Annotated in this window: 25 protein-coding genes; 17 read left to right on the top strand and 8 right to left on the bottom strand. The window is 66.0% G+C overall.

Translation table 11 applies throughout. From position 1 onward, the window contains the following. Positions 1–121: 121 nt before the first annotated feature. The gene (locus ACTX90_RS13685; RefSeq protein WP_443442248.1) at positions 122–1,486 is read right to left on the bottom strand and encodes an aspartate aminotransferase family protein; all 1,365 of its coding nucleotides are present in this window, start codon (positions 1,484–1,486) and stop codon (positions 122–124) included. Between the two features lie 5 nt (positions 1,487–1,491). Next, a complete protein-coding gene (locus ACTX90_RS13680) occupies positions 1,492–2,994 on the bottom strand; it encodes a CoA-acylating methylmalonate-semialdehyde dehydrogenase (protein WP_047119922.1) in 1,503 nt (500 codons plus the stop codon). Positions 2,995–3,116: 122 nt separating this feature from the next. Here ACTX90_RS13680 and ACTX90_RS13675 point away from each other — a divergent pair, with 122 nt between their 5' ends. Together ACTX90_RS13675 and ACTX90_RS13670 are read left to right on the top strand one after the other, a co-directional pair. Beyond that, positions 3,117–4,646 carry a PucR family transcriptional regulator gene (locus tag ACTX90_RS13675; RefSeq protein WP_052772468.1) on the top strand — a complete coding sequence of 510 codons (1,530 nt, stop codon included), beginning with the start codon at positions 3,117–3,119 and terminating at the stop codon, positions 4,644–4,646. Positions 4,647–4,772: 126 nt separating this feature from the next. Further along, positions 4,773–6,629, top strand: a complete 1,857-nt coding sequence (locus ACTX90_RS13670) for an HNH endonuclease signature motif containing protein (protein WP_047119921.1) — start codon at positions 4,773–4,775, stop codon at positions 6,627–6,629. A gap of 752 nt (positions 6,630–7,381) precedes the next feature. On the opposite strand, the gene ACTX90_RS13665 is transcribed toward ACTX90_RS13670, so the two are convergent. Next, complete coding sequence (locus ACTX90_RS13665) at positions 7,382–8,020, bottom strand: TetR/AcrR family transcriptional regulator (protein ID WP_443442247.1); 639 nt, start codon at positions 8,018–8,020, stop codon at positions 7,382–7,384. Between the two features lie 235 nt (positions 8,021–8,255). Between ACTX90_RS13665 and ACTX90_RS13660 the strand changes: the two genes are divergently transcribed. Next, positions 8,256–8,996: a glucose 1-dehydrogenase gene (locus ACTX90_RS13660; RefSeq protein ID WP_047119920.1), complete on the top strand. Its 741-nt coding sequence runs from the start codon at positions 8,256–8,258 to the stop codon at positions 8,994–8,996. Between the two features lie 19 nt (positions 8,997–9,015). On the opposite strand, the gene ACTX90_RS13655 is transcribed toward ACTX90_RS13660, so the two are convergent. The 4 genes from ACTX90_RS13655 to ACTX90_RS13640 form a co-directional block, all read right to left on the bottom strand. Next, the gene (locus tag ACTX90_RS13655) at positions 9,016–10,944 is read right to left on the bottom strand and encodes an acyl-CoA dehydrogenase family protein (RefSeq protein WP_443442246.1); all 1,929 of its coding nucleotides are present in this window, start codon (positions 10,942–10,944) and stop codon (positions 9,016–9,018) included. Positions 10,945–11,035: 91 nt separating this feature from the next. After that, the gene (locus ACTX90_RS13650) at positions 11,036–12,094 is read right to left on the bottom strand and encodes an ImmA/IrrE family metallo-endopeptidase (RefSeq protein ID WP_443442245.1); all 1,059 of its coding nucleotides are present in this window, start codon (positions 12,092–12,094) and stop codon (positions 11,036–11,038) included. Between the two features lie 108 nt (positions 12,095–12,202). Then, positions 12,203–13,582 carry an aspartate aminotransferase family protein gene (locus ACTX90_RS13645; RefSeq protein WP_047119916.1) on the bottom strand — a complete coding sequence of 460 codons (1,380 nt, stop codon included), beginning with the start codon at positions 13,580–13,582 and terminating at the stop codon, positions 12,203–12,205. Beyond that, a complete protein-coding gene (locus ACTX90_RS13640) occupies positions 13,579–14,046 on the bottom strand; it encodes an Lrp/AsnC family transcriptional regulator (protein WP_053799458.1) in 468 nt (155 codons plus the stop codon). Before ACTX90_RS13640 ends, ACTX90_RS13645 begins: the two co-directional genes overlap by 4 nt. 220 nt (positions 14,047–14,266) lie before the next feature. Here ACTX90_RS13640 and ACTX90_RS13635 point away from each other — a divergent pair, with 220 nt between their 5' ends. The 9 genes from ACTX90_RS13635 to rpsN all read left to right on the top strand — a co-directional run bounded on the left by ACTX90_RS13635 (position 14,267) and on the right by rpsN (position 21,424). Further along, the gene (locus tag ACTX90_RS13635; RefSeq protein ID WP_443442244.1) at positions 14,267–15,496 is read left to right on the top strand and encodes an ABC transporter substrate-binding protein; all 1,230 of its coding nucleotides are present in this window, start codon (positions 14,267–14,269) and stop codon (positions 15,494–15,496) included. Between the two features lie 16 nt (positions 15,497–15,512). Continuing rightward, positions 15,513–16,736, top strand: coding sequence for an ABC transporter substrate-binding protein (locus ACTX90_RS13630; protein ID WP_443442243.1), 1,224 nt, complete (start codon positions 15,513–15,515; stop codon positions 16,734–16,736). Next, positions 16,733–17,872: an ABC transporter ATP-binding protein gene (locus ACTX90_RS13625; RefSeq protein ID WP_113607530.1), complete on the top strand. Its 1,140-nt coding sequence runs from the start codon at positions 16,733–16,735 to the stop codon at positions 17,870–17,872. Before ACTX90_RS13630 ends, ACTX90_RS13625 begins: the two co-directional genes overlap by 4 nt. Then, entirely contained in the window at positions 17,869–18,795 is a 927-nt protein-coding gene (locus ACTX90_RS13620; RefSeq protein ID WP_113607529.1) for an ABC transporter permease, read from the top strand. Before ACTX90_RS13625 ends, ACTX90_RS13620 begins: the two co-directional genes overlap by 4 nt. After that, positions 18,796–19,587 (top strand): ABC transporter permease, encoded by a 792-nt coding sequence (locus ACTX90_RS13615; RefSeq protein ID WP_047119911.1) that lies wholly within the window; start codon positions 18,796–18,798, stop codon positions 19,585–19,587. Positions 19,588–19,874: 287 nt separating this feature from the next. Continuing rightward, positions 19,875–20,375 (top strand): MarR family winged helix-turn-helix transcriptional regulator, encoded by a 501-nt coding sequence (locus ACTX90_RS13610; RefSeq protein WP_053799457.1) that lies wholly within the window; start codon positions 19,875–19,877, stop codon positions 20,373–20,375. A gap of 330 nt (positions 20,376–20,705) precedes the next feature. Beyond that, on the top strand, positions 20,706–20,942 hold the full coding sequence (gene rpmB / locus ACTX90_RS13605) for a 50S ribosomal protein L28 (protein WP_047119910.1): 237 nt from the start codon (positions 20,706–20,708) through the stop codon (positions 20,940–20,942). Positions 20,943–20,944: 2 nt separating this feature from the next. Next, positions 20,945–21,115, top strand: a complete 171-nt coding sequence (gene rpmG, locus ACTX90_RS13600; protein WP_022874359.1) for a 50S ribosomal protein L33 — start codon at positions 20,945–20,947, stop codon at positions 21,113–21,115. Positions 21,116–21,118: 3 nt separating this feature from the next. Beyond that, positions 21,119–21,424, top strand: a complete 306-nt coding sequence (gene rpsN, locus ACTX90_RS13595) for a 30S ribosomal protein S14 (protein ID WP_047119909.1) — start codon at positions 21,119–21,121, stop codon at positions 21,422–21,424. A gap of 60 nt (positions 21,425–21,484) precedes the next feature. On the opposite strand, the gene ACTX90_RS13590 is transcribed toward rpsN, so the two are convergent. After that, complete coding sequence (locus ACTX90_RS13590) at positions 21,485–22,132, bottom strand: DnaJ family domain-containing protein (protein WP_443442241.1); 648 nt, start codon at positions 22,130–22,132, stop codon at positions 21,485–21,487. Positions 22,133–22,266: 134 nt separating this feature from the next. Here ACTX90_RS13590 and ACTX90_RS13585 point away from each other — a divergent pair, with 134 nt between their 5' ends. The 5 genes from ACTX90_RS13585 (at position 22,267) to ACTX90_RS13565 (ending at position 25,655) form a co-directional block, all read left to right on the top strand. Further along, positions 22,267–23,259 carry an SDR family NAD(P)-dependent oxidoreductase gene (locus tag ACTX90_RS13585; RefSeq protein WP_443442240.1) on the top strand — a complete coding sequence of 331 codons (993 nt, stop codon included), beginning with the start codon at positions 22,267–22,269 and terminating at the stop codon, positions 23,257–23,259. A gap of 169 nt (positions 23,260–23,428) precedes the next feature. Next, positions 23,429–23,713 (top strand): HU family DNA-binding protein, encoded by a 285-nt coding sequence (locus ACTX90_RS13580; protein ID WP_047119907.1) that lies wholly within the window; start codon positions 23,429–23,431, stop codon positions 23,711–23,713. Positions 23,714–23,985: 272 nt separating this feature from the next. Next, entirely contained in the window at positions 23,986–24,270 is a 285-nt protein-coding gene (locus ACTX90_RS13575; protein WP_047119907.1) for an HU family DNA-binding protein, read from the top strand. 141 nt (positions 24,271–24,411) lie between these two features. Next, the gene (locus ACTX90_RS13570; protein ID WP_183043069.1) at positions 24,412–25,020 is read left to right on the top strand and encodes a hypothetical protein; all 609 of its coding nucleotides are present in this window, start codon (positions 24,412–24,414) and stop codon (positions 25,018–25,020) included. Between the two features lie 50 nt (positions 25,021–25,070). Further along, a complete protein-coding gene (locus tag ACTX90_RS13565; protein ID WP_161447463.1) occupies positions 25,071–25,655 on the top strand; it encodes a copper resistance CopC family protein in 585 nt (194 codons plus the stop codon). Positions 25,656–25,737: the final 82 nt, after the last annotated feature.

Genomic DNA, 25,737 nt, shown 5'->3' with positions numbered 1-25,737 from the left:
ACCCCAGTATTTCACAGCACCAGCGGGAGCCTGCGGCCCATTCATCTGCCAGCGAATTGTTAATACCGAATATTAAAAAGCACAGCTGGCAGGGGGATTCCTGCCAGCTGTGCGGGGTCGGCTACTTGACGAAGCCGTCGGCGACGACGAGCGCCTGTTCCAGCTTGTCCAGCGCCTCGATGAGCACGTCGTTCGGGATGTTCAGCGCCGGCACCACGTGCAGGCGGTTGAAGTTCGCGAACGGCAGCAGGCCTGCGGCGCGGGCCGCGGCGATGACCTGGTTCATTTCCGGCGAGCTGCCGCCGTAGGCGGCCAGCGGTTCGCGGGTTTCGCGGTTGGTGACCAGTTCGATCGCCCAGAACACGCCGGTTCCGCGCACGTCGCCCACCGACGGGTGGTCGGCCTTGAACTGCGCCAGGCGCGGGCCGATGATCTCATCGCCCAAGCGCTTGGCATTGGCAACCAGGTCCTCTTCCTCCATCGCTTCGATGGTGGCAACCGCCGCCGCGCAAGCCAGCGGGTGGCCCGAGTAGGTCAGCCCGCCCGGGTAGACGCGCTCGCGGAAGGTCTCGAAGATCTGCGGGGAGATCGCCACGCCGCCCAGCGGCACGTAGCCGGAGTTCACGCCCTTGGCAAAGGTCATCAGATCCGGAACAACGTTCCAGTGGTTCACCGCGAACCATTCGCCCGAACGGCCGAAGCCCGCCATGACCTCATCGGCGATGAACACGATGCCGTACTTGCGGGTCAGCTCGCGCACGCCTTCCATGTAGCCTGCCGGCGGCACGTAGATGCCTGCGCTGCCCGGGATCGACTCCAGGACCAAGGCGGCGATGTTCGATGCACCCTCGAGGATGATCGTGTCTTCCAGGTGCTTCAGCGCGCGCTGGGTCTCTTCGGCCTCCGTGGTGGAGTTGAAGTAGGAGCGGTACGGGTAGGCGGGGAAGAAATGCACGACGCCGTCGGAGGCGTTGTCCGAGGCCACGCGGCGCGGATCGCCGGTGACGTTCACCGCCAGGTGGGTGCCGCCGTGGTAGCTGCGGTACGCGGAGAGCACCTTGTGCTTGCCGGTGTGCACGCGGGCCATGCGGATGGCGTGCTCGTTGGCGTCGGCGCCGCCGTTGGTGAAGAAGATCTTGTCCAGGTCGCCCGGGGTGTGCGAGGCGATCAGCCGCGCCGCCTCGGAGCGAGCGTCGTTCACGTGCTGCGGGGCGATCGTGGCGATCTTGCCCGCCTGCTCGATGATCGCCGCGACGACCTTCGGGTGCTGGTGGCCGACGTTCGTGTTCACCAGCTGGCTGGAGAGGTCGATGAGCTTGTTGCCCTCGCCGTCCCACACGTACGAACCCTCGGTCTTCAGGATCGTCATCGGGTTGAACGGGCCCTGCGCCTGCCAGGAGTGGAAAACGTGCTCGCGGTCAAGTTCGTGGGCACGCTGGCCGGCTGCGATCTGCTCGCTGGTGATGTCGCTGATTTCGGTAGTCATTGGTCCTAGTCGTTCTGTGGGAAGCCGAGGTTGATGCCGCCGTGGCTCGGGTCCAGCCAGCGCTTGGTGACAACCTTGTTGCGGGTGAAGAACTTGAAGCCCTCCGGGCCGTAGGCGTGCTGGTCGCCGAACAGCGAGGCCTTCCAGCCGCCGAAGGAGTGGTAGCCCACCGGTACCGGGATCGGCACGTTGACGCCGACCATGCCCACCTGGATGCGGTTCTCGAAGCGGCGGGCGGCGCCGCCGTCGTTGGTGAAGATCGCGGTGCCGTTGCCGTACTTCGAGGAGTTGATCAGCTCGACGCCCTCGTCGAATGACTCCACGCGGACCACGGACAGAACCGGGCCGAAGATCTCGTCGGTGTAGATGCTCATGTCGGTGGTGACGTTGTCGAACATGGTCGGGTGCAGGAAGAAGCCTTCGCCGTCGGCGTCCACCGTACCGGTGCGGCCGTCCAGGGCCAGGGTGGCCCCGGCGGCGATGCCGGCGTCGATGTAGCCTGCGACCTTGTCGCGGTGCTCGCCGGTGATCAGCGGGCCCATGTCGCAGCCGCGGGTGCCATCGCCCACGCGCAGGGTCTTGGCGCGCTCGGCGATCTTGGCGACCAGCTGATCGGCGATGCCCTCCAGCGCAACGACCACGGAGATCGCCATGCAGCGCTCGCCGGCGGCGCCGAAGCCGGCGTTCACCGCCATGTCGGCTGCCAGGTCAAGGTCTGCGTCGGGAAGCACCAGCATGTGGTTCTTCGCTCCGCCGAAGGCCTGCACGCGCTTGCCGTTGGCAGTGCCGGTGGAGTAGACGTACTGGGCGATCGGGGTCGAGCCCACGAAGGAGACCGAGGAAATGCGCTCGTCGTTCAGCAGGGTGTCGACCGACTCCTTGTCGCCGTGCACGACGTTCAGCACGCCGGCAGGCAGGCCTGCCTCGGCGAACAGCTCGGCCATCCAGTTGGCGGCCGACGGGTCCTTCTCCGAAGGCTTGAGCACCACGGTGTTGCCCGAGGCGATGGCCACCGGGAAGAACCACAGCGGCACCATGGCCGGGAAGTTGAACGGGGAGATGATGGCCGAGACGCCCAGCGGCTGGCGCATGGACTGCACGTCGACGCCGGTCGAGGCGTTCTCCGAGTACTCGCCCTTGAGCAGGTACGGCGCGTTGCAGGCGAGCTCCACGACCTCCAGGCCGCGGGCGACCTCGCCCAGCGCGTCGTCGAGCACCTTGCCGTGCTCGGCGGTGATGATCGCCGCCAGCTCGCCCTTGCGCTCGGTGAGCAGCTCGCGGTAGCGGAACATGATGGCGGTGCGCCGTGCCAGGGAGGTGTCGCGCCAGCCCGGGAAGGCTGCGTGCGCGGAGGCGATCGCTGCCTCGGTGGTTGCCTTGGAGGCCAGTGCCACCTCGCGGGCGACCTCGCCGGTGGCAGGGTTGTAGACCTTGCCGGTGCGGTCGTCTGCAACGTAGTTGGCGTTGTCGATCCAGTGCTGCAGGGTTGATGTCAGCGTCGTGTTCATCGTGGCTCCTTGTTGTCCTTGAATGGATTCCTGAATCCATCATCGGGCACGAACATGGCCTGCGACACAGGCAGTATGTAATGATTTATCGTGACGCTGCGACGATGTGTAAAGGTGCGAGGATGCTGACTGTCAACGACGTGCTGGCCCTGCCGGTGGTGCAGGAGGCCGATCCGCAGCTGCTGTGCGCCGACGGGCTGGACGCGGAGCTGCGCTGGGTGCACGTCACCGAGTCGGAATCCAACGTTGACCTGCTCTTCGGCCGCGAGCTGGTGCTCACCACGCTGCGCAACGTGACCGACGTTCGCGGCTTTTTGGAACAACTGCGCGACGCCGGCGCGGCGGGCGTGATCATCGAGGCACCGGGCGAAGCGGAACTGCAGGTGGCAGGGCTCGGGTTCCCCGTCATCAGGCTGCGCCGCAAGGTCCGTTTCGTGGCCATCACCGAGGTCATCCACCAGAAGCTGGTCGCCCAGCAGCTGGCAGACCTGCAGTTCTCGCGCAGCGTGCACGAGATCTACACCGAACTCTCGCTCTCAGAGGCCGACGAGCAGGCCATCGTCGAGCGCACCGCCGAGCTGCTTGACGCTCCGGTGGTGCTCGAGGACGTGCGCCACCTGGTCCTCGCCCACGCGAACGCGGATCTCGACGACTGGATTTCCCGCTCCCGCTTCGTCGGCTACCTGGAGCACACCGGGCGCTCGGCGGGCGCCGAGAACTGGCTGCAAACCCCGGTGGGGGCGGCCCGCCGCCGCTGGGGCCGGCTCATCGTCCCGGCCGCGCTGGAGGACGATGCCAACGCCGCGCTGGTGCTGGAGCGCGCCGGCCAGGCGCTGACCATCGCCCGGCTTTCCGGGCGCGACGACCGCGAACTGCTCTACCAGGCGCGAACCTCGATGCTGCACGAGCTGCAGGCCGCGCACGGCTACGGCGACAAGGAGATCGCGGTGCGCGCCCAGTCCCTGGGCTTGGACGCCGCGCCCTACTACGTTCCGCTGGTGCTCTCGCTGGCTGCCGGGGAGCGCACCCCCACGGAGACCCAGCTGGCCGAGCGCGCCGCGCTGGAAGTCATCGAGCAGCTGGCCGACACCCTGCACCTGGGGGTGCTCGCCGGGTCGCTGAAACCCGGCTACCTGGCGGTCATCCTGCCGGTGCGCGCCCGCGAGCTGGTGGACTCCGCGTTGCAGGGCTTCACCCGCCGGCTGGCCGAGCAGCTGGCCGAGCCGGTGGCGATCGGCGTCGCCGCGGAGGGACCGCTGGCCGCCTGCCTGGCCCGGCTGGACGAGGCCGCCCACGTCGCGCACATCGTCCCGCACCTGCCCACCCGCGCCCAGCCCTACTACCGCTTCGCCGACCTGCGCCTGCGCGGGGTGCTCTCCGCGATGGGCGCCGATGCCAGGCTGCGCGCCTTCGCGCACACCGAGCTGGACGGCCTGCTTTCCCCGCTCGACGAGGACGGGCTGCAGCTGCTGGAGCTCTACCTGGCCCACGGCGGCAACAAGTCCGCCCTGGCCAAGGCCGGCTATTTCTCGCGCCCCACGCTCTACGCCCGGCTGGCCAAGCTGGAGGACAAGCTCGGGGTCTCGCTGGAATCCGCCGAGTCCCGCGCCAGCTTGCAGGTGGCGCTGCTCTGGTACCGCATGCACGGCTAAGCGTACGTGTCCAAGCCCGCACGCCTGTTACAGGGCGAGGCACGCCGGAAATCACCGCGCACCGGGTTATCCCCACCGTGCAGTACTGTCGCCCCGAGCCTGCCGCCGCCCGGGCACGCTGGATCCATGAGCACCAGCAGCGAAGCACTGATGAACCTGTCCCAGGCGGACAGGCTGCTCGGATCGGCGGTGAGCGCCCTGTCCGACCCCGACGTCCCCGCTGGGCACGCCGCCTATGCGGCGCTGCTCATCGAGCACCTCGCGCAGCAGCTCAGCCGCGCCCAGCTGCGCGCCGCGGAAGCCGTGCGCCGCACCGGCGCCCACAAGCTCGACACGGACTCGCTGCAGGCCATCGCCGACGGGGGCCTGGAGCCCACGCCCCAGGACGTCGAGGCCGCCGCCGGCCGCACCACCGTCGCACGCACCCACTTCAAGAAGGCGCTGGACCTGCTGGCCGGCTGGCTGAACGTGCCGGTCTCCACCGCCCGCGACCGCCTGGCCGCCGCCGACAGCCTGATCGCACAGGTCACCGACGCCGGCGAGCCGGCCGGCCCCGCGCTGCCGGTGCTGGCCGCAGCTTTCGACGATCCGGACACCGACCCACGCCTGGTCATCTCCGCTGCCCGCAAGATCAGGGCCGCGGACAAGGACCTGGGGACCGGGCCCGAGGCGGAGCAGACCCGGGCCGAACTCCAGGAGCTCTCGCTGGAACTCATCCGCAGCCAGCCGGCCACCGCGCGCAAGCACATCTCCGCGCTGGTCGCCCAGGCGGTGGGGGAGCGGCGCCCGCCCGAGGCCCTGCTCTCGCAGATCGGTGTCTACCCGCTGGGCATCCGCAACGGGCTGGAGCGCTTCCTGGTCAAGCTGCTGCCCTCGCAGGGCGAAACCATGCACGCCATCTTCCGCGCCGTCGACAACCCTAAAACCATGGCCGGCAACCGCGACGCGCTCGCCGAGCAGGCCGCCGCGCTCACCGACGACGACTCCGCCCCCGGCTGGGACGACGAGTCCACCATGCCGGACTGGGCCAAGGCCGGCTCCGCAGCCGACGACTCCGCTGACGACGACCCCACCGGCGACCACTCCGCCGGCGACCACTTCACCGACGGCACCGGAGACGAAACGCCCGACGACGACTGCCCCAGCGGCTTCGATGCGGATATCTGCCCCGAGGATGACGACAACGAGTGCGGAAACCGCCGGGAAGCAGACCGCGAACCCGGCACGGACGCCGAGGCACCTTCCGGAACCCCGCCCGGCGCAGTTGGCGGCACGGCGCGAACGGCTGCGAATGACGCGGCGGTTCCCGGTCCCTTCGAGGATCTGCGCCCTGAATTGCGGCATCTGCTGGGTCTGATGGCGGTGCTGCAGGCCAACGGACCGGGCGCCCTGGCGGCCGACGGCCACGCGGTGATCACCCCGCAGATCGGTGTGCTGCTGGACTACGACAAGATGCTCGAAACCGGCCGGGACTTCGCGGTCAGCACCTCAGGCATCCCGATTCCGGCGGGCCAGGCACGCGCCATGGTGTGCAACGCCGGGCTGTACCCGGTGGTGCTCAACGGCAAGAGCCGCATCCTGGATCTCGGGCGCACCCAAAGGCTGTTTTCCAAATCCCAGGCCCGGGCGATCCGCGCCGCCTACCGCGGCTGCGCCTATCCGGGGTGCAGCATGCCGGCGCACCGCTGCGAGCTGGACCATCTGGACAAGTGGGAGCTCGGCGGCCGCACCGACATCGAGACCAGCGACCTGTATTGCGAAATCCACCATATCGCCCGGCATTGCGGGCTGTTCCACGCGGTGAAGGTCAAGGGCTCGCGTCCCATGGTGCTGCTGCCCAGGGAGCTGGACCCAGAGCAGCGCCTGCAGTTCAACACCTACTTCTTCTCGCCCTCTGAAGCCCTGCGGTTGGCCGAGTGGGCGCGGCAGGCCACGGTGCTGTGGCGGGCGGGCAGACTGGACGCCAGCATCGCTGACCCGTAGGTCCTGAAAGGATCGCTGACGTTGGCCCCGCAACGGAACCGGGGTTGCACGGCCGGACTCGGAAAATCCCGGATCAACTTTTCAGAAGGGACCCGGCGCTCGTGGTCATGCCGGTGCCCTCGAACCCGTCCAGCCATTCGGGGGAATGCCCGTGCACGTCGTCCGGGGGTAAACTGGTCCAACGTCGCGGCAGTGAATCGGTGCACGAACACATCGCGCCCAGCTACCGCCCCGGCCGAGCAAAGTCGAAGGCGCAAAGCTTGACCGGCTTCGAAGGGCACAACAGCGCGCATGGCAGTGGGTGTGGATACCATCGACGGTGCGACCCCAAACGCCGTCTGGAAGCCCGAAGCGGTAGAAGCTGCCGATTCGGTGAGTGCGGTGCTAGTCGGCCGCAAGACGCGCTCAGTCAGTGCAAACCTTGCTACGAAGCGGGCATCCCGAATAGATCGCTCGATTGCCGGACACGGGCATATGCTCCTGAAGACGGGACGATGGCAGTGATCCGAGGCGCCCCCGGGAGAACGTGACAACTCTGGCGAGAACCGAATCATCCAGCGAAGCAATGACGATCAAGGAAAGTCGCGCGAGCGGAGAACCGCTAACCTGCCTATTCCCGCCGGTAGCTCGCACAAATGGATATGGACACCGACCCACTATCTTGTTTTTCTGAAAAGTTTACTATTCCGATCAGATGGCGGCTGGTTAGAACTACGGGGTGACCGCGTCCCAGGCAGTGGCCAAGGCATTCGTTAGTGGTTCGCCGAGCCCGGCCGAAGATGTTCCACGGCCATGGCGGTCCAGCTTTGCGCGGTGAGAACCGCCAGCCGTTCCTCATTGACCGGCGTGCCGAACGCCCGTCGCCGGAAAGCAATGAACAGCGGTGCCATGAAAACCATGGCCATGGCGTCGGCGGTCGATTCATCGGGGCACACCTCGGCATCGACCAGGGCCCGGGCCAGCGGCTTCGAGCCGGGAAGAGTCTCCGGCAGCAGCTGTTTGGCCAGCATCCGGTCCTGGTCTGCGGCGTCGAAGACCGGGCGCATCAGCACCGCTGCTTCGGCCCAGCGGGACAATCCCCGGAGCAGCCACTGCTGGATTTCTTCAACCCGGGGATCGCGCAGCAGCGAAATAAGTTTCCGGTAGTCAGGTTCGAAATCTTGTTCCGCTCGGTGTCTCAGCTCGAAAAGCAGATCGCTCTTGCGGCGGAAGTGCAGGTAGAAAGTCGCCCGGCTTGTTCCGGCGCAGGAAGCCACCTCGTCGATCCGGCTGTTCTCATAGCCCCTGGCAGCGAAAACCACCACTGCCGCGTCGATGATCAGCTCACGGGTCGCTGCCTTCTGGCGTGCGCGCAGGGACGGAGTCGCAACGGCATTTCGGTACGGTGGCATGACCCCATGCTAGACAAATTCCGGTTTTCGTCTAGTCACTCGACGCCGCGCCGGGTGGATTGACCGTGTCTCAGGTGGATGGTTTGGTGGAACACACCACGTGCCCGGGCGTGCGGAACCGGAAAGACGGCGGGCGTCCTTCCCGCTGCAGGGTATTCCGGTGCCGCCAAGGACCGGACGGGCGCCGGGCCTTCCCGCCGGAACGACGGCAACTCCACACGGAAAGAAGCAACGCATGAGACTTGCAGGAAAACGCGCACTGATTACCGGAGCGGCTTCGGGGATGGGTGCCGCGCACGCACGCGCCTTCATCGCGGAAGGCGCCACCGTGCTGCTCGCTGACATCAACGACGAAGCAGGACGTGCGCTGGCGGCCGAGCTCGGAGACCGCGCCAGCTACGCGCACCTGAACGTGGCGGACGCCGGGGACTGGGAGGCCGCGGTGGCGCAAGCCGTGGCGGAATTCGGCGGGCTGGACGTGCTGGTGAACAACGCCGGTATCCACGACGACGCGCCGCTGGAAGACACCACGCTGGAAAGCTGGAACCGGGTCATGGACATCAACCTGACCGGCGCCTTCCTGGGCATGCGCGCGGCGGTGCGCGAGCTGAAGAAGTCAGGAGCTTCCTCGATCGTGAACGTGTCATCCACCGCCGGACTGGAAGGCTACCCGAACCGGCACGCCTACTGCGCGTCGAAGTGGGGCCTGCGCGGGCTGACTAAGTCCGCGGCGCTGGAACTGGCCGACTTCGGTATCCGGGTCAACTCGGTGCACCCCGGCGCGGTCGCGACGGCGCTGACCCAGGCGCTGCGCCCGCTCACCGAGGAGGACCTGGCCGGCAACTCGCTGGAGCGCTTCGCCCGGCCGGAGGAGGTCAGCGGCCTGATCCTCTTTTTGGCCAGCGACGAATCGAGTTTCTGCACCGGCGGAGAGTACGCGGTCGACGGAGGCATCTCCGCCGGGACCAGATACTAGCCGGCCAGGTGCGTGGCAGCTAGTCCGCCGTTCCGTAGAGGCGGCGGACGTCCGCGCACCCGGACTCGGACCACGGCGCAATCCATGGGCCGGTGCCCTCAGACACGTCGCGCACACCCTCCTCAAGCCAGAGGTAGGCCCCGTCGAGCAGGTCCTCGGCGACCTTGTCGTCGTGCGAGGTGCCGTCCCACAGGTGCTCGAAATGGTCCTCGCAGCGCCGGGTGGCCTGCTCGCAGAACGCCTGCGCCAGGGTCTCGGCGGAGAAGCGCTCGGGTGCGGTGGAATCCAGCAGAGCTGAGGTCTTGGCGATTACCGCTGCCATGGCGAACAGCTCGGCTCCGATGTCCACGATGTGCCCCAGGAACACCTGCTGCTTCTCCAGCCCTGCCTGCCAGCGCGCCATGCCGGCGAAGGTCTGCCGGGCCAGCTTGCGGCTGGTGCGCTCGATGTAGCGCAGATGCTTGGCCAGCGGGCCGTGCTCCGAGTAGGTGCCGGGCAGGCTGCCGGCGCCGGCGACGAGCTTGGGCAGCCAGCGGGCGTAGAATCCGGAGGCCTCGCGCGCCGCGGCGGCCTTTTCCGCCAGCGTGGAGTCGGCCACCGCCAGCGCGCCGGCGGCCTGCAGGTGCGCGTCGACGGCTTCGCGGGCGATCAGCAGGTGCATGATCTCGGTGGAGCCCTCGAAGATGCGGTTGATGCGCAGATCGCGCAGCAGCTGCTCGACCGGGACCGCGCGCTCGCCGCGGGCGGCCTGGGAGGCGGCGGTCTCGTAGCCGCGCCCGCCGCGGATCTGCACGAGCTCGTCGGCGATCCGGCAGGAGACCTCGGAGGAATACAGCTTGGCCAGCGCCGCCTCGATGCGCACGTCCTTCATGCCCGCGTCCGCCAGCAGCGCGCTGACCTCGAACACCGCCTCCAGCGCGTAGGTGCTGGCGGCGATGTAGGCCAGCTTGGAGGAGACGGCCTGGTGCTCGCCGATCGGGTGGCCCCACTGCACGCGGGCGGCGGACCATTCGCGCGCGATCTTCGTCGCCCACTTGCCGGCGCCGGCGCACATCGCGGGGATGGACAGGCGCCCGGTGTTCAGGGTGCTCAGCGCGATTTTCAGGCCAGTGCCCTCGCGCGAGAGCCGGTTGGCGGCCGGCACGCGCACCTGCGCGAAGCGGGTCACGCCGTTCTCGATCCCGCGCAGGCCCATGAACGCGTTGCGGTTCTCCACGGTGATGCCCGGCGCGTCGGCCTCCACGATGAACGCGGTGATCCCGCCCTTGCCGGCCGGGACCTCGCCGCAGGCCTCGTGGGGTTCGACGGCGGCCATCACCACCAGCAGCTCGGCGACCACCCCGTTGGTGGTCCACAGCTTCGCGCCCTCCAGGGTGTAGTAGGCGCCGTCCGCGCTCAGCGTCGCGCGCGTGCCCAGCCGCGCGGGGTCCGAGCCCACGTCGTTCTCGGTGAGCAGGAAGGCGCTGATCGCCCCGGCGGCGCAGCGCGGCAGGTACTCGCGCTTCTGCGCCTCGGTGCCGAAGGACTTGACTGGCTCGGGCACGCCGATGGACTGGTGGGCGGAGAGCAGGGCGCCGATCGCGGGGCTGACCGAGCCCACCCGCATCAGTGCGCGGCCGTAGTCCAGCAGGCTCAGCCCCAGCCCGCCGTACTCGGTGGGGATCTTCATGCCGAACGCGCCCACCTCGCGCAGCTGGGCGATGTATTCGTCGGGCACCCGGGAATCCGCCTCGATGCGCCCGGGGTCGAACCCGTCCAGCACCGTCTCCAGCTCGGCGATGAAGGCCGCGCCGCGGGCGGCGGCTTCCGGATCGGGGGCGGGCAGCGGTTCGATGAGCGAGAAGTCGACCTCGCCCATGTAGATGCCCTTGGCGAAGCTCGGCCGCTGCCAGCCCTGTTCGCGGGATTCTTCGGCCAGTTCGCGGGCCTTGGCGGCGTTGATGTCCATGGCAGTACCCTTTCGAGACCGGGCGGCAGGCCACCGCCTGGAATGCCCAGCCTAGTCCGGGCAGGCGTGCACCGCTAGGGTGGCGCCCGCGCTAGGACAGCGCGCGCAGGTGACCGGGCATGCCCCGCGGCGCGGCGTCCCGCAGCCCCGGCAGCACCATGAAGGCGTGTCCGAAGGTCAGCTCGTGCAGGGTGCGGGCAGGCACCCCCAGGGTGTCGGCGATCCGCGCGGTATCCAGCCGGTCTTCGCCGCGCAGCGACGGGAACACCAGGGAGAACACCCGCGAGGCCAGCGGGGCGCGGCGCGGCGCCGGTTCCAGCGCCAGTTCCTGCACCAGCCAGCTGTAGCTGGCGTCGCCGAGCATGCCGCATTCGCGGGCGTGGGACAGGATGATCCGGGCCGGGACGCCGAACAGCTCCTGCAGGTCAAGCAGCTGCGGCAGTTGCAGGGTGTCGCCCATGCGCGCCTGCAGCGACAGCGCCGGCAGCAGCAGGCGCGCGGCGAACTGCTCCGCCTCCGCCTCGGCTTCGGCCGCCGCATGCCCGTCGGCTCCCAGCGCGGAATGCAGCAGCAGGTGGCCCAGCTCGTGCGCCAGCTGGTGGCGCTGTTCGGCGCGGTCCCCGGCGGCCAGGAAGATGAACGCCTGCCCCTCTTCCCAGAAGCTGAAGCTGGTCCCGGAGGCCAGGCTGAGCACCCGCACGCCGCGCGATTCGAGCACGTAGATCAGGTCGGGCACCGGCCCGCAGCCCAGGTTCCAGTCCAGGCGCAACTGCGCGGCGGCGGCCTCCGGGTCGAACCCGGTGTAGTCGGGCACCTCGGTGTCCGGCAGCGTGTAGTCGGCGGTGATCAGGTTGTAGAGTTCGACCCCGGTGCGGCCCAGCGCCGAGCAGGCGGTTTTCTGCGCCCGGCTGATGCGCCGCGGGGTGCGGAAGAAGATGCGTTCGACATCGATCCCGGCAGCCGGCGGGCGGTGGAAGTAGCCCGGGGCGCAGCCCAGCGCGCCGGCCAGCTGCCCGGCCAGGGCCTCGGGGGCGCCGCAGGTTTCGTAGCGGCGGACGGTGGATTCGCCGACCTGAACCAGGCGGGCGAGATCCAGGGTGCTATACCCCGCCGCGTGGCGGGCGAGCGTGATTCGGGTCGGTTCCAGCATGACGTTCCTGCTTCCATGGCTGCTTAATCCACACAGTAGTGTCACAGGCCACAAAGCACCAATCGGGCGCAGCCAGGTTACACCGGCCGCGCCCGAAGGGTGTGGAAACTAGATCTTGCTGGACGCCTCGGAGAGCACCGAGCGCAGGATCGACTCGATCTGGTCGAACTCGGGCTGGCCGATGGTGATCGGCGGCGCGAGCTGGATGACCGGGTCGCCGCGGTCGTCGGCGCGGCAGTACAGGCCTGCCTCCCACAGCGCCGGGGTGAGGTACTCGCGCAGCAGCCGCTCGGATTCCTCGTCGTTGAAGGTTTCCTTGGTGGACTTGTCCTTCACCAGCTCGATGCCGTAGAAGTAGCCGGCGCCGCGCACGTCGCCCACGATGTCGATGTCCTTGAGCTTCTCCAAGGTGGACTTGAAGGCGTCGGCGTTGCGATGCACGTTGCCGTTCAGGTCCTCGCGTTCGAAGATGTCGAGGTTCGCCATCGCCACCGCCGCGGCCACCGGGTGACCGCCGAAGGTGTAGCCGTGGTAGAAGGTGGTGTCGCCCTTGGTGAACGGCTCGAACAGCTTCTCGGAGGCGATCATCACGCCCAGCGGGACGTAGCCGCTGGTCAGCGCCTTGGCGGAGGTGATGATGTCAGGGGTGTAGCCGAAGTCGTTGCAGGCGAACATGTCCCCGATGCGGCCGAAGGCGCAGATGGTCTCATCGGAGACCAGCAGCACGTCGTACTCGTCGCAGATCTCGCGCACCCGGTCGAAGTAGCCCGGGGGAGGCGGGAAGCAGCCGCCGGAGTTCTGCACCGGTTCCAGGAAGACCGCGGCGACCGAGTCGGCGCCCTCGAATTCGATGGCCTCGCGGATGCGCTCGGCGGCCCACAGCCCGAAGTCCTTCTCGTTCTCGGAGAACATCTCCGGCGCGCGGTAGAAGTTGGTGTTCGGCACGCGGAAGGTGCCGGGAACCAGCGGCTCGAACGGGGTCTTCATCCCCGGCAGCGAGGTGATCGCCAGCGCGCCTTGCGGGGTGCCGTGGTAGGCCAGCGCGCGGGAGATGACCTTGGTCTTGCCCGGCTGGCCCTTGAGCTTGAAGTACTGCTTGGCTAGCTTGAACGCGGATTCCACCGCCTCGCCGCCGCCGGTGGTGAAGAAGACGCGGTTCAAATCGCCCGGGGCGTAGCCTGCCAACCGCTCGGCCAGGTCGATGGCCGGCTCGTGGGCGTAGGACCACAGCGGCATGAACGCCAGCTTCTCCGCCTGCTTGGCCATGACCTCGGCCAGCTCGGCGCGGCCGTGGCCCGCGTTGACGACGAACAGCCCGGCCAGGCCGTCGATGTAGCCGCGGCCGGCGTCGTCGTAGATCATGTGTCCCTCGCCGCGCGAAATGATCGGCACCTTGCCCCCGTTGTGCAGGCCGGAGTGCCGGGCCATGTGCATCCAGAGGTGGTCGCGGGCGGCTTGCTGGCGGTCGGTGCCAAGTGGAGTATTCATCGTGTTCCCCAGTTGTATTCCTGTTTTTTGAGTGAAAGGTAGGTGAAGGTGTTGGTGCTGAGCACACCCTCGATGCCGCGGATGGTGCTGATAACCCGCAGAAGGTCTTCGTCGCTGGAGCAGATCACCTCGGCCAGGATGTCCGCATTGCCGGCGGTGACCACGCAGTAGTCGACCTCGGGCAGTTCGGCGATCCTGTCGGCGGTGGAGCTGATGTCCGATGCGGCGACGATGCTGATCATCGCCTGCCGGGTGAAACCCAGCTCCAGCGGGTTGGTGACGGCCACGATCTGCATGATCTGGCTGTCGGCGAGCTTCTGCACACGCTGGCGGACGGCCGCCTCGCTCAGGCCCACCGCCTTGCCGATGGCGGCGTAGGAGCGGCGTCCGTCTTCCTGCAGCTGCTCGATGATCTCCTTGGAAATCTCGTCGATGCCGGCGCTCGCCGGTGGCGGCAGTGTCATGATCATCCTCGTCTCAACAGCGTTAGCCACGACACTACCGCCACCGAATCAGTTGCGAAAGGGGTTTATCAATAAAGTTTTCGACGCTATGGGGAGGATTTTAATGTGGAATCTTTTGCCGGAGTCTTGTCAGCGCCCCCTCGACCTGACAGGATGTTCCTCAACACGAATCGTGTGATCGATCGCACATGCAGCGATGAGAAATGGGGGAGATGGTCCGATGTCGCACTCGCACAAGACGCCGCAGGATCCACAAATTCGAGCACTGGTCAACGCCATGAGCCAGCGCAGCCTCAGCCGCCGTTCGGTGCTCGGCGCCGCCGGCGCACTGGGCCTAGGCGGGCTGCTTGCCGCCTGCGGCACCGGTGGCGGCGGAGGTGCCACGGTGGGCCCTGCTCCGGCCGTGACCGACGTATCCGCATCGGATCCGACGCTGAACTGGGCCAACTGGACGCTCTATCTGGACTACGACGACAAATCCAAGACCTATCCGACGCTCGAAGCCTTCAGCAAGCAGAGCGGCATTACGGTGAACTACTCCGAGGACGTCGACGGCAACGACACCTACTACGGCAAGGTGCAGGCCCAGCTGAAGGCGGGGCAGGACATCGGCCAGGACATCTTCACGTTGACCGACTGGATGGCCGGGCGCGTGATCCGCCAGGGCTACACTCAGGCGCTGGATCTGGCGAACATCCCCAACAGCTCCAACCTGCTGCCGAGCCTGCAGGGCGTGGACTTCGATCCGGGCCGCGAGCACTCGCTGACCTGGCAGTCCGGCTACGCGGGCATCGCCTGGAACAAAGCGAAGTACCCCAAGGGACTGAAGAGCGTCTCGGATCTGTGGGATCCGGCGCTGAAAGGCCGGATCACGGTGCTCGACGAAATGCGCGACACCATGGGCCTGCTGATGCTGCAAGACGGCGTGGACATCTCCGGCCAGTGGGGCCAGGACGAGTTCCAGAAGGCGCTGGAGGTGCTGCGCGGGAACATCGACAGCGGCCAGATCCGACAGGTCAAGGGCAACTCCTACAAGGAGGACTTCATCTCAGGAGACGCCATCGCCGGCATCGTATGGTCAGGGGATCTGGTCCAGATGAACTTCGAGAACGACGACCAGTGGGAATTCGTGATCCCCGAGGCCGGCGGCACGCTGTGGAGCGACAACCTGATGGTTCCCGTCGGCTCCCCGCGCAAGGCGAACGCGGAGAAGCTGATGGACTACTACTTCCAGCCGGAGATCGCCGCCCAGGTGGCGGCCTATGTGAACTTCATCTGCCCGGTCACCGGGGCTAAGGAGGCGATGGAGAAGATCGATCCGTCGCTGATGAAGAACCCGCTCATCTTCCCGGCCGAGGAGGATCTGGCCAAGGCCCACGTCTTCCGGTCGCTGGAGGCGGACGAGGAATCGAGTTTCGCCGCAGATTTCCAAAGTGCCATCGGCGCATGATTCATAGGAGCATGGCATGACGCGCCAACGCGCTATCAATAACCAGCGCCGACGGCTGTTGCAGGGCATCGAGCAGGCGCAGGCTTCGCGCCGCTCGGTGTTGGCAGGAGCGGCGGGCCTGGCCCTGGCCGGGCTGCTGTCCGCCTGCGGGACCAAGGGCACCAGCTCGGGCAACGCCGCGGCGCTGGCCCCGGCCACCGACCTGTCGGACAGCGAAGCCGTGGTGAACTGGGCCAACTGGACCCTGTACCTGGACTACGACGAGAAGGCCAAGAACTACCCGTCGCTGCAGCGCTTCATGAAGGAAAGCGGGCTGAAAGCAAAGTACGCGGAGGACATCGACTCGAACGACTCCTACTACGGCAAGGTGCAGGCCCAGCTGGCCGCCGGGCAGGACATCGGCCAGGACCTGATGGTCTTCAGCGACTGGATGACCGAACGCATCATCCGCCAGGGCTACGCCCAGGAGCTGGACCACAACAACATCCCGAACATCAAGAACCTGCTGCCGGCGCTGCAGGAGGTGCGCTTCGATCCGGGGCGCAAGAAGTCCCTGACCTGGCAGTCCGGCTACACCGGCCTGGTCTGGAACAAGGAGGCGTTCCCCAAGGGGCTGCGCAACGTCGAGGACCTGTGGGATCCGGAGCTCAAGGGACGCATCTTCATGCTCGACGAGATGCGCGACACGATGCCGATGCTGATGCTCGACGACGGCGTGGACATCGCCGGGTCCTGGGGACAGGTCGAGTTCGGCCGCAGCCTGGAAGTGCTTGACCGTAATATCCGGAACGGGCAGATCCGCCAGGTCAAGGGCAATGCCTACAAGCAGGATTTGATCAGCGGCGACGCGATCGCCGGCCTGGCCTATTCGGGGGACATCACGCAGCTGAACTTCGAGGAGGGCGGCAAGTGGGAGTTCGCGCTGCCCGAGCGCGGCGGCCTGCTGTGGAGCGACAACTTCCAGGTGCCCATGGGCTCGCCGCACAAGAAGAACGCGGAGAAGCTCATGGACTTCTACTACCAGCCCGACGTGGCCGCGGAGGTCGCCGCCTACGTGAACTACCTCTGCCCGGTTCTCGGCGCCCAAGAGGAGATGGAGAAGTTCGATCCCGAGCTCGTGGAGGATCCGCTGATCTTCCCGACCGAGGAATTCCTTTCCAACACCAGCTCCGAGCGCGAGCTGTCGGTGGAGGAAGAAACAGATTTCCAGAACCAATTCCAGGAAGTGATCGGGGTATGAACGCCAATCTTGCACCCACCCTGCCAGAAACCCGCACCTCGGGGGCGGACCTTGAGCTGCGCGGCATCACGAAGCGCTTCGCCGAGTTCGTCGCCGTCAAGGACCTGGACCTGCTGGTCCCCTCCGGCACGTTCTTCGCGTTGCTGGGCCCCTCGGGCTGCGGCAAGTCCACCACGCTGCGCATGATCGCCGGCCTGGAGGCACCCAGCGAGGGCAGCATCTCGATCGGCGGCGAGGACGTCACCTCGCTGCCCAGCCACAAGCGGCCGGTGAATACCGTCTTCCAGTCCTACGCGCTGTTCCCGCACATGAGCGTGCTGGAGAACGTCGCGTTCGGGTTGAAGCGCAAGAAGGACCCCGAAGCGATGGCCAAGGCGCAGGCCGGGCTGGAAATGGTGGAGCTGGCGCATCTTGCCAACCGCAAGCCGGCCCAGCTCTCCGGCGGCCAGCAGCAGCGAGTGGCCCTGGCCCGCGCGCTGGTCAACCGCCCGCAGGTGCTGCTGCTCGACGAGCCGCTGGGTGCGCTGGACATGAAGCTGCGCCGGCAGATGCAGCTGGAGCTGAAGACCATCCAGACCGAGGTGGGCCTGACCTTCATCCACGTGACCCACGACCAGGAGGAGGCCATGACCATGGCCGACACCGTCGCGGTCATGAACGAGGGGCGGATCGAGCAGATGGGCCCGCCGCGCGAGCTCTACGAGTTGCCGCGCACCGCGTTCGTCGCGAACTTCCTGGGCAAGTCGAACCTGATGCGCGGCGAGGTCACCGGCAAGCGCGCCGGGCTGCTGGAGGTCGACGTCGCCGGGCACAGCGTGCTGCTGCCCGAGGACCGCGCGGTGCAGACCAGCGGGCAGGTGGTCGTGGGCGTGCGCCCGGAGAAGATCACCATCGACCGCACCTCCTCCGGGGCGGCGCACAACGAGCTGTCGGGCACCGTGATCGACGTGTCCTTCACCGGCACCACCACCGAATACCTGGTGGACGTGCCGGGCATCGGGCGCATCGGCACCTTCTCGCAGAACCGCGGGCAGCAGCCGGCGGCCGTGGGGGACACCGTCTACCTGTACTGGGAGGCCGACTACTCGTTCGGCCTGGCCGGCGACGAGCGCATGGACGCGGGGGTGGAGCAATGACGCAGACCATCAGCAAGTCGGGCCTGAGCGACCTGCGCAGCAAGGACGAGATCCGCGCCGAGCGCCGCAAGGGGCGCACCGGCATCTACCTGGTGGCCCCGGGGCTGCTGGTGCTGGCGCTGTTCTTCGCGCTGCCGGTGGTGGTGCTGCTGGCGATGAGCCTGTACGTGAAGCCGCCGGGAGCTGAGATCGGCGAATTCGTGCCGGGCTTCGAGATCGGCAACTACATGACGGTGCTCTCGGCCTACTGGCCTGAGCTGCTGCGCTCCTTCTGGTTCGCGCTGATCGCCACCGTGCTGGCGCTGCTGATCGGCTTCCCGATGGCCTACCTGGTTGCGGTGCGGCTGCGCGAGAAGCCCCTGCTGCAGGGCATCTTGCTGGTGCTGCTGATCGCCCCGTTCTTCTCCAGCTTCATCCTGCGCACGCAGGCGTGGAAGCAGATCCTGGCCGACGAGGGCTTCATCGCCCAGGCGCTGAAGTTCGTGGCGATCCTTCCAGCCGACGGGCACCTGACCGCGACGCCCTTCGCCGTCGTCGCCGGCCTGACCTACAACTTCCTGCCGTTCATGGTGCTGCCGATCTACGCGAACCTGGGCCGGTTGGACACCCGATTGCTGGAGGCCGCGGGCGACCTGTACGCCAGCCCGATGAACTCCTTCTTCAGGATCACGCTGCCGATGAGCGCCCCGGGCATCTTCGCCGGTACGCTGCTGACCTTCATCCCGGCGGCCGGCGACTACGTGAACTCCGCACTGCTGGGCAACAACCGCAATACGACGATGATCGGCCAGGTGATCGATTCCAGGTTCTTCAAGGTCATCGACTACCCTGGGGCGGCGGCGCTGAGCTTCGTGCTCATGGTCTCCATCCTGGTCCTGGTCACGATCTATATCCGGCGTTTCGGCACCAAGGAGCTGATGTAAATGAAATTGGGACGCTGGTTTGTTCCCGTCGTCGGAGGCCTGGCCTTCGTCTACCTGCTGGTGCCGATCGTCTACATCTTCGTGTTCTCGTTCAACGATGCGGGCCGCACCAACCTCGAATGGCGCGGTTTCACCTGGGATAATTGGGCGAACCCGTGCGGCGCCCCGGCGGTGTGCGAGTCGCTGGCCAACTCGCTGCAGGTCGGCATCGTCGCCACCCTGATCGCCACCGCGCTGGGCACCTGCATCGCGCTGGGCCTGGTGCGCTACAAGTTCCGCTTCCGCAAGCTGACCGACGTGCTGATCATCCTGCCGCTGGCCACCCCGGAAGTAGTGCTCGGCGCCTCGCTGCTGGCGCAGTTCCTGAACCTTGGATGGGAGCTGGGCTACTGGACCATCGTGATCGCGCATACCGTGTTCTGCATGTCCTTCGTGATCGTCACGGTCCGCGCCCGGGTGTCCTCGCTGGATCCGCGGCTTGAGGAAGCCGCCGCCGACCTCTACGCCTCGCCGCGGCTGGCGTTCTGGAAGGTGACCTTCCCGCTGCTGCTTCCGGGCATCGTGGCCGCCGCGCTGCTGAGCTTCGCGATGAGCTTCGACGACTTCATCATCACGAACTTCAACTCCGGCAACTTCCAGACCTTCCCGAAGTTCATCTACGTTTCGGCCACCCGCGGCATCCCCGCCCAGGCCAACGTGATCGGCTCGGCGATGTTCATCGTCGCCCTGCTGGTGGTGATCATCGGGCAGATCATCAGCTACCGCAAGAAGAAGCAACTGGAAAAGGTCTAAACACGCCTGCTACAGAGGGAACCTGGCACGCCCGGGTTCCCTCTGTGGCGTCCCGGCGAGAATCTGTCGTTGTTCTGCGCTGTCACCCGAGGAGAAATTCGCATACTATGGAGCCCTCAGCACCGTTCTTTCCAAGAGAGTGACAAAATGCTTCCCCCTTAGTGCGAGGTGCTTCGCATCCTTGGAATGTTGGAAGGGCTGCTGTGGGTCGCTTGCGGCCCGCAAATTAATACCGTCGCACCGCTGATGCTGCGGGAGCGATGCACGACCACAGAGGGGACAACTTCATGGGCGAGACACCGGTTTGGCTTTCGGAGCAGGAGCGCGAAGCATGGCTGGGGCTGAATGCGGTGTTGACGCTGCTGCCTGCCGCCCTCGATTCGGACCTGCAGGTTCTGGATGGCATTACCCTTTTCGACTACCACATGCTCGCGATGCTCTCGGAGTCCACGGGGCGAAAGATGAGCATGACCAAGCTGGCATCGCGCACCAGCGCTTCGCTCTCGCGCCTGTCGCACGTGGTGAAGAAACTGGAGGTCCGCGGTTGGGTGGCACGCGAGCAGTCCGAAGAAGACGCCCGTGTGAAAATCGCCTCATTAACCGACGCTGGTTGGCAGGCTGTGGTGCGCATGGCACCCCACCATGTGGCAACTGTCCGTGCGCTGCTCTTCGAATCCCTGAGTGACAAGGACATTAACGATCTTCGACGAATTACCCGCAAGTTGACCGCGGGGATGGACCCGGAGCATTGGATCCTGCAGGACCCTTCCAAGGATTTGGAACCCTGAGAAATTCTCGATAAGCTTATCTGGCGTTAATCGCGCATGCCGTAATGCCATCTTTTGGGATCTTGGCATGCACGAATAGCCCGTAATACCGAATGTCGCAACCCACTGAGTACGGGGAAAATGCTCGATCGGCTGCGAAGTTCACCGTCTTACATACTTTAAGGCTCTTCGGTTGGTTCTCACCCAGCCTGGTTTCTTCCTAGTGTGCAGTAATAACGGTGTTTCACTGGTTGGCGGGACTCATAACGCAGATGTGCTGTCGATATTCACTTATGGGCAGCACGCGCGAGTACCGTCGAATTTTTACTACTAACTAACTGAGGAGTGATCATGGCAGCTGTTTGCCAGGTAACCGGTACTACTCCGGCCTTCGGACATAGCATCTCCCACTCGCACCGTCGCAACAAGCGTCGTTTCGATCCGAACATCCAGAAGAAGACCTACTACGTGCCTTCGCTGCGCCGTAAGGTGACCCTGACCCTGTCGGTCAAGGGCATCAAGGTCATCGATGCCCGCGGTATCGACGCTGTTGTTGCAGACCTGATTGCGAAGGGTGTGAAGCTCTAAAAATGGCAAAGAAGGATAAGGACGTACGTCCGATCATCAAGCTGAAGTCCACCGCCGGCACCGGTTTCACTTACGTAACCCGTAAGAACCGTCGTAACGACCCAGACCGCATGGTTCTGAAGAAGTACGACCCGGTAGTCCGCAAGCACGTAGAATTCCGAGAGGAGCGCTAAGACATGGCCAAGAAGTCCAAGATCGCAAAGAACGAACAGCGCAAGGTCATCGTCGAGCGTTACGCTGAAAAGCGCCTCGAACTGAAGAAGACCCTGATCGATCCAAACGCCACCGACGAGGCTCGCGAAGCAGCCCGCGTTGGCCTGCAGAAGCTGCCACGCAACGCTTCCCCAGTGCGCGTTCGCAACCGCGACGCCATTGACGGCCGCCCACGCGGTACCTTCCAGAAGTTCGGTATCTCCCGTGTTCGCTTCCGCGACATGGCACACCGTGGTGAGCTCCCGGGCATCACCAAGTCTTCCTGGTAAGACCTGCAAGTCTTCTGACTTAGCGAAAGCCGCACTCCTTCGGGAGGGCGGCTTTCGCCGTTAAGCCCGCTTCCTGCGTTGCCACCAGCGGCGCGTGGCCTGGTCGGGCTGTTCCTCATGGGCCGGGGCGGCGGCGCGACGTCGCTGCTGCCAGGCAAGGACCTCGGCGGTGGCATCGCGCAGGGCGGTGATCACCGGAGGGCCGCCCAGCAGCTGGCGCCGGGCCTCGATAACACGCTGGTTGAAGTCCTCGATATGTTCGCGCACCGCCGCCTCGGTAGGCAGCTGGTCCAGCGTCTGGTCCATATGCTCGTCCTCCACTCGTAGCGTCAGCGCCGGCGGGCCGAGACCGGAGATCTTCTCGCGGTGCATCATCGACTTCAGCCACCAGTCCGGATCGGTGGTGTTGGTGATGTGGTCGATATTCTTTCCCGCCAAGGCGAGGTTGTCGAAGTCGCCGCGAGCAAAGGCCTCGTCCAGCACGGAGTTCGCGACCTCCCAGGCCTCGTCCTCGGCGTAGAACTGCAGGGGAGTGCTCGGAGCCTTGTCCACCGGGGCCATGCCGGTGGCCTCGGCGTATTCGTCCACCGGGGCCATGCCGGTGGCCTCGGCGTATTCGTCCACCGGCAACTGTTCGCCAGCCGATTGGCTCAACTTGTAACGGGCGGCGTTCAGTGCCGCATTCTCGTCAGGTTTCGGGGCACCCATGGCTCTATTTTCCCACCGTGCCACCGCGTGTTCAAGGATGACCCCTGCGCCGTGCGGGCGGGCATGGCGTATTCACAGCCGAACCGGCCCGAGCCTTCCGGAACCCGCAGCGGGCGCATAGTAGCGTGGAAGCCATGCAGCAAGCCACCGGTAGACATTCAGCACCCCAGTACACGCAACCGCTGGGCGACGTCCATGCAAACCGCGGCCGCTGGGCCGGCCTGGGCCGAGGCAGGACCGCGGTAGTCACCGGGGCCAACGCCGGGCTGGGCTTCTTCACAGCGCTGGCCCTGGCCGAGAGCGGGGCCACCGTGCTCATGGCCTGCCGCAACCAGGCGCGGGCCGAACACGCCGCCGCGCAGATCCGCCGACGCGTGCCGCAGGCGCAACTCGAATTCATGCAGTTCGACGCGGACTCCATGGCCTCCGCGGTGGGTCTGGCCGCCGAACTGCGCGGCCGCACCATCGACGTGCTGGTCGCCAACGCCGGCATCATCCACACCCCGCGTACGCGCCAGCCCGGGCTGCTCGGCTACGAGCGTGTGATGACGACCAACGTGCTCGGCCATGCGCGGCTCGTGGGGGAGCTCGCAGCAACTTTCGCGTCCCACCCGCTGCGCTTCATCGCGCTGGGCTCGATGTCCACCCTGATGCTGCAGGCCGACCCGCAGAACCTGAAACTCGAGCGGGACTACCACCCCTACCGGGCCTATGCGCAGTCCAAGGCCGTGCTGCAGGGGTTCGGCTTGGCTCTGGACCGGCGCCTGCGCCAGCTGTCCTGGCCGGCACGCTCCATCACCGTGCACCCAGGTTATTCGGTGTCCGGGCTGACTCCGCAGATCGCCGGCGTCAACGAGCCCGGCTACGCCAAACGCCTGCAGGGGCAGCTGCAGGCCGGTTTCGCGCAGGGCAAACACGAAGGCGCGGTCGCCATCGTCGAGGCGGCGCTGAACCCGGACCTCGGCTCCGCACCGACCGGCGTGTACCTGGGGCCCAAATACGTCTCGAAGGGCCCGATTACACTGGCCAGCCCCGCAAAGAGCACCCGCAGCAAGCAACTGCAGCAGCGCGCCTGGCAACTGTTCACGGCGGCTAACGACGGATTCGACCCGTTCGCACACGGCTGATTTCGTGAACTTTCACACCTCGAATGGCAGGAGAAACTCCATGCAATCCGCGGATTGATGCAGGAATTGACGGTTATTGCTGGTAAGTTCATCTCTGATAAGTCCGTGCGACCGCGCGGCGTTCGAGGTCTGAACCGGGCCTTGGACCACTAGTCCAGGAGGACATACATTGGCTATGAACCGTAGCGAACTTGTTGCCGCTGTTGCAGCGAAGACCGAAAACTCCCAGGTTGCCGTCAACGGTGTTCTGGATGCTGTTTTCGACGTTTTCGTTGAGCAGATCTCGCAGGGCGAGAAGGTTTCGATCCCAGGCTGGCTGGCAGTGGAGCGCACCGACCGTGCAGCTCGCACCGGCCGCAACCCGCAGACCGGCGAAGCCATCGAGATTCCTGCCGGCCACTCGGTGAAGCTGACCGCTGGTTCGAAGCTGAAGGCCGCTGTCGCCAAGAAGTAGTACCCCGATCCTTCCCGCAGCCGCCCGCCGGAACGAAGCTCCGCTTCGGCCCGGCGGGCGGCTTCGTTAAGCGTTTTAACGCCGTTCGGGTCAAGAATTGCCGCCTTTGGGCCCAAAAAATGGGCAATAGCTGAAAAAATCCCGGAGAATACGCTGTTTTCGGGCGTTTCTCTCCCTCAGGTTTGGTATGTTCTTGACTGATAAGTCCGTGCGACCGCGCGGCGTTCGAGGTCTGAACCGGGCCTTGGACCACTAGTCCAGGAGGACATACATTGGCTATGAACCGTAGCGAACTTGTTGCCGCTGTTGCAGCGAAGACCGAAAACTCCCAGGTTGCCGTCAACGGTGTTCTGGATGCTGTTTTCGACGTTTTCGTTGAGCAGATCTCGCAGGGCGAGAAGGTTTCGATCCCAGGCTGGCTGGCAGTGGAGCGCACCGACCGTGCAGCTCGCACCGGCCGCAACCCGCAGACCGGCGAAGCCATCGAGATTCCTGCCGGCCACTCGGTGAAGCTGACCGCTGGTTCGAAGCTGAAGGCCGCTGTCGCCAAGAAGTAAGCACCGCAAGCTTTCCTGAAGGCCCGGTTCCACGCGATGTCGCGGACCCGGGCCTTTGGCATGCCCCGGACTTTGAGGCAATCTTCTACTTCGCGTAGAATCAGCGGTGATCACCTACCCGTCGACGAACGGCTGAACCACGTGCCCAAGAACCCAGCGATCCGCGTTGTGCGCGGTTGGCTCGCGGCTTCAGTGTGCACCTGGACCGCGTTCGCCGCCCACGCGCACCAGGCACCGACCAAGATGTCGCTGATGGTAATGCTGCTGATCACCTGCGTCTCGGCCGTGATCGCCATGGCTATGCTGGGACGCAAATTCTCGCTGTGGGCCACCAGCCTGGTGGTTGTGCTCAGCCAAGGGCTGTTCCACTTGTCGCTGTCGGTGATGAGCCATGGCGAGACCGGGCCGCTGGCCGCAATGGAACACGCGGCCCATCACGGTCCCGTGGATCTCTCGGGCCAGATCGTCGAACAATACGCCCAGGTGCAGAGCGAATCGATGCTCTACGCCCACGTGCTGGCCGCCGCAACCAGCATCCTCGTGCTGAACGGCGCCGAGCGGTTGCTCGTTCCGCTGCGCGGGGTGCTTACCCTGGGATCAGCCCGACTGCTCCTGTCCTTGATCCGCATTCCGGTCCCGGAACTGCGCCCGATTCCCGGCTACTACCCGCTGCGTTTCCAACTCAAGCTTGCGCAGCTGGGCAGGTTGCCCGAACGGCGCGGACCGCCTTCCTTCGTATTGAGCGCCTGAACCCCATCAATACGTACTTCCCCGGACCCCGGGGACCTGGAAGGACCACTGTGAAACTGCGTAACAACATCTCCCGACTGATCGCCGGCGCGGCGGTCGCACTGCTGGCGGCCTTGGGAACCGTCGGGGCGGCCAACGCCCACGACTTCCTCACCGGCTCCAGCCCGGAGAACGGCGCGAGCGTGAAGAGCTCGCCGAAGGAAATTACGATGACCTTCTCCGCGGAACTGCAGCAGCTCTCGGGCACCGACTCGACCGTCGTCGCCTTGAGCCAAGCGGGCAAGAAGGTCGCGACCACCGCCAGCACCAAGGGCACCACCGTCACCGTGGTGCCGGACGCCGAGCTTGCCTCCGGCGAATACACCCTGGCCGTGCGGGTGATCTCCTCCGATGGGCACCCGGTGGAGGACTCCATCAACTTCACCGTCGACGCACCTGCCTCTGCCGTGCCGAGCGCAACCGCTTCGGAAAGCGCTCCAGCGTCGCCGAGCGCGGATCAGCCCACCGTGCAGCCGGTCCAGCCGGTGCAGGACCTGGGCGCCGGGATGAACCCGGTCGTCTGGATCATTGCTGGCGTCGTGGTGCTGGGCGGCGTCATCGCCGTACTGGTCAAGTTCATGCGCAACACCAAATAATCTTCCCCATTCCTAACCGGCGCGCCCGACGTGCCGTGATTGCGCACGCCGGAAAATCGTGCCGCCGGTTGCACACCGAAAG

The organism is Glutamicibacter soli, from assembly GCF_052322135.1.
Classification (GTDB): domain Bacteria; phylum Actinomycetota; class Actinomycetes; order Actinomycetales; family Micrococcaceae; genus Glutamicibacter; species Glutamicibacter soli.
This window is presented reverse-complemented; position numbering and strand designations above follow the sequence as displayed.

Bases quoted from the DNA above. Each gene is read 5' to 3' on its own strand.
- ACTX90_RS13630 (WP_443442243.1), top strand. From the start codon at position 15,513: ATGACGCGCCAACGCGCTATCAATAACCAGCGCCGACGGCTGTTGCAG.
- ACTX90_RS13590 (WP_443442241.1), bottom strand. From the start codon at position 22,132: ATGGGTGCCCCGAAACCTGACGAGAATGCGGCACTGAACGCCGCCCGT.
- ACTX90_RS13670 (WP_047119921.1), top strand. From the start codon at position 4,773: ATGAGCACCAGCAGCGAAGCACTGATGAACCTGTCCCAGGCGGACAGG.
- ACTX90_RS13625 (WP_113607530.1), top strand. From the start codon at position 16,733: ATGAACGCCAATCTTGCACCCACCCTGCCAGAAACCCGCACCTCGGGG.
- ACTX90_RS13620 (WP_113607529.1), top strand. From the start codon at position 17,869: ATGACGCAGACCATCAGCAAGTCGGGCCTGAGCGACCTGCGCAGCAAG.
- ACTX90_RS13665 (WP_443442247.1), bottom strand. From the start codon at position 8,020: ATGCCACCGTACCGAAATGCCGTTGCGACTCCGTCCCTGCGCGCACGC.
- ACTX90_RS13650 (WP_443442245.1), bottom strand. From the start codon at position 12,094: ATGCTGGAACCGACCCGAATCACGCTCGCCCGCCACGCGGCGGGGTAT.
- ACTX90_RS13660 (WP_047119920.1), top strand. From the start codon at position 8,256: ATGAGACTTGCAGGAAAACGCGCACTGATTACCGGAGCGGCTTCGGGG.
- rpmB (WP_047119910.1), top strand. From the start codon at position 20,706: ATGGCAGCTGTTTGCCAGGTAACCGGTACTACTCCGGCCTTCGGACAT.
- ACTX90_RS13680 (WP_047119922.1), bottom strand. From the start codon at position 2,994: ATGAACACGACGCTGACATCAACCCTGCAGCACTGGATCGACAACGCC.
- ACTX90_RS13645 (WP_047119916.1), bottom strand. From the start codon at position 13,582: ATGAATACTCCACTTGGCACCGACCGCCAGCAAGCCGCCCGCGACCAC.
- ACTX90_RS13685 (WP_443442248.1), bottom strand. From the start codon at position 1,486: ATGACTACCGAAATCAGCGACATCACCAGCGAGCAGATCGCAGCCGGC.
- ACTX90_RS13585 (WP_443442240.1), top strand. From the start codon at position 22,267: ATGCAGCAAGCCACCGGTAGACATTCAGCACCCCAGTACACGCAACCG.
- ACTX90_RS13610 (WP_053799457.1), top strand. From the start codon at position 19,875: ATGGGCGAGACACCGGTTTGGCTTTCGGAGCAGGAGCGCGAAGCATGG.
- ACTX90_RS13675 (WP_052772468.1), top strand. From the start codon at position 3,117: ATGCTGACTGTCAACGACGTGCTGGCCCTGCCGGTGGTGCAGGAGGCC.
- ACTX90_RS13655 (WP_443442246.1), bottom strand. From the start codon at position 10,944: ATGGACATCAACGCCGCCAAGGCCCGCGAACTGGCCGAAGAATCCCGC.
- rpmG (WP_022874359.1), top strand. From the start codon at position 20,945: ATGGCAAAGAAGGATAAGGACGTACGTCCGATCATCAAGCTGAAGTCC.
- ACTX90_RS13615 (WP_047119911.1), top strand. From the start codon at position 18,796: ATGAAATTGGGACGCTGGTTTGTTCCCGTCGTCGGAGGCCTGGCCTTC.
- ACTX90_RS13640 (WP_053799458.1), bottom strand. From the start codon at position 14,046: ATGACACTGCCGCCACCGGCGAGCGCCGGCATCGACGAGATTTCCAAG.
- rpsN (WP_047119909.1), top strand. From the start codon at position 21,119: ATGGCCAAGAAGTCCAAGATCGCAAAGAACGAACAGCGCAAGGTCATC.
- ACTX90_RS13635 (WP_443442244.1), top strand. From the start codon at position 14,267: ATGTCGCACTCGCACAAGACGCCGCAGGATCCACAAATTCGAGCACTG.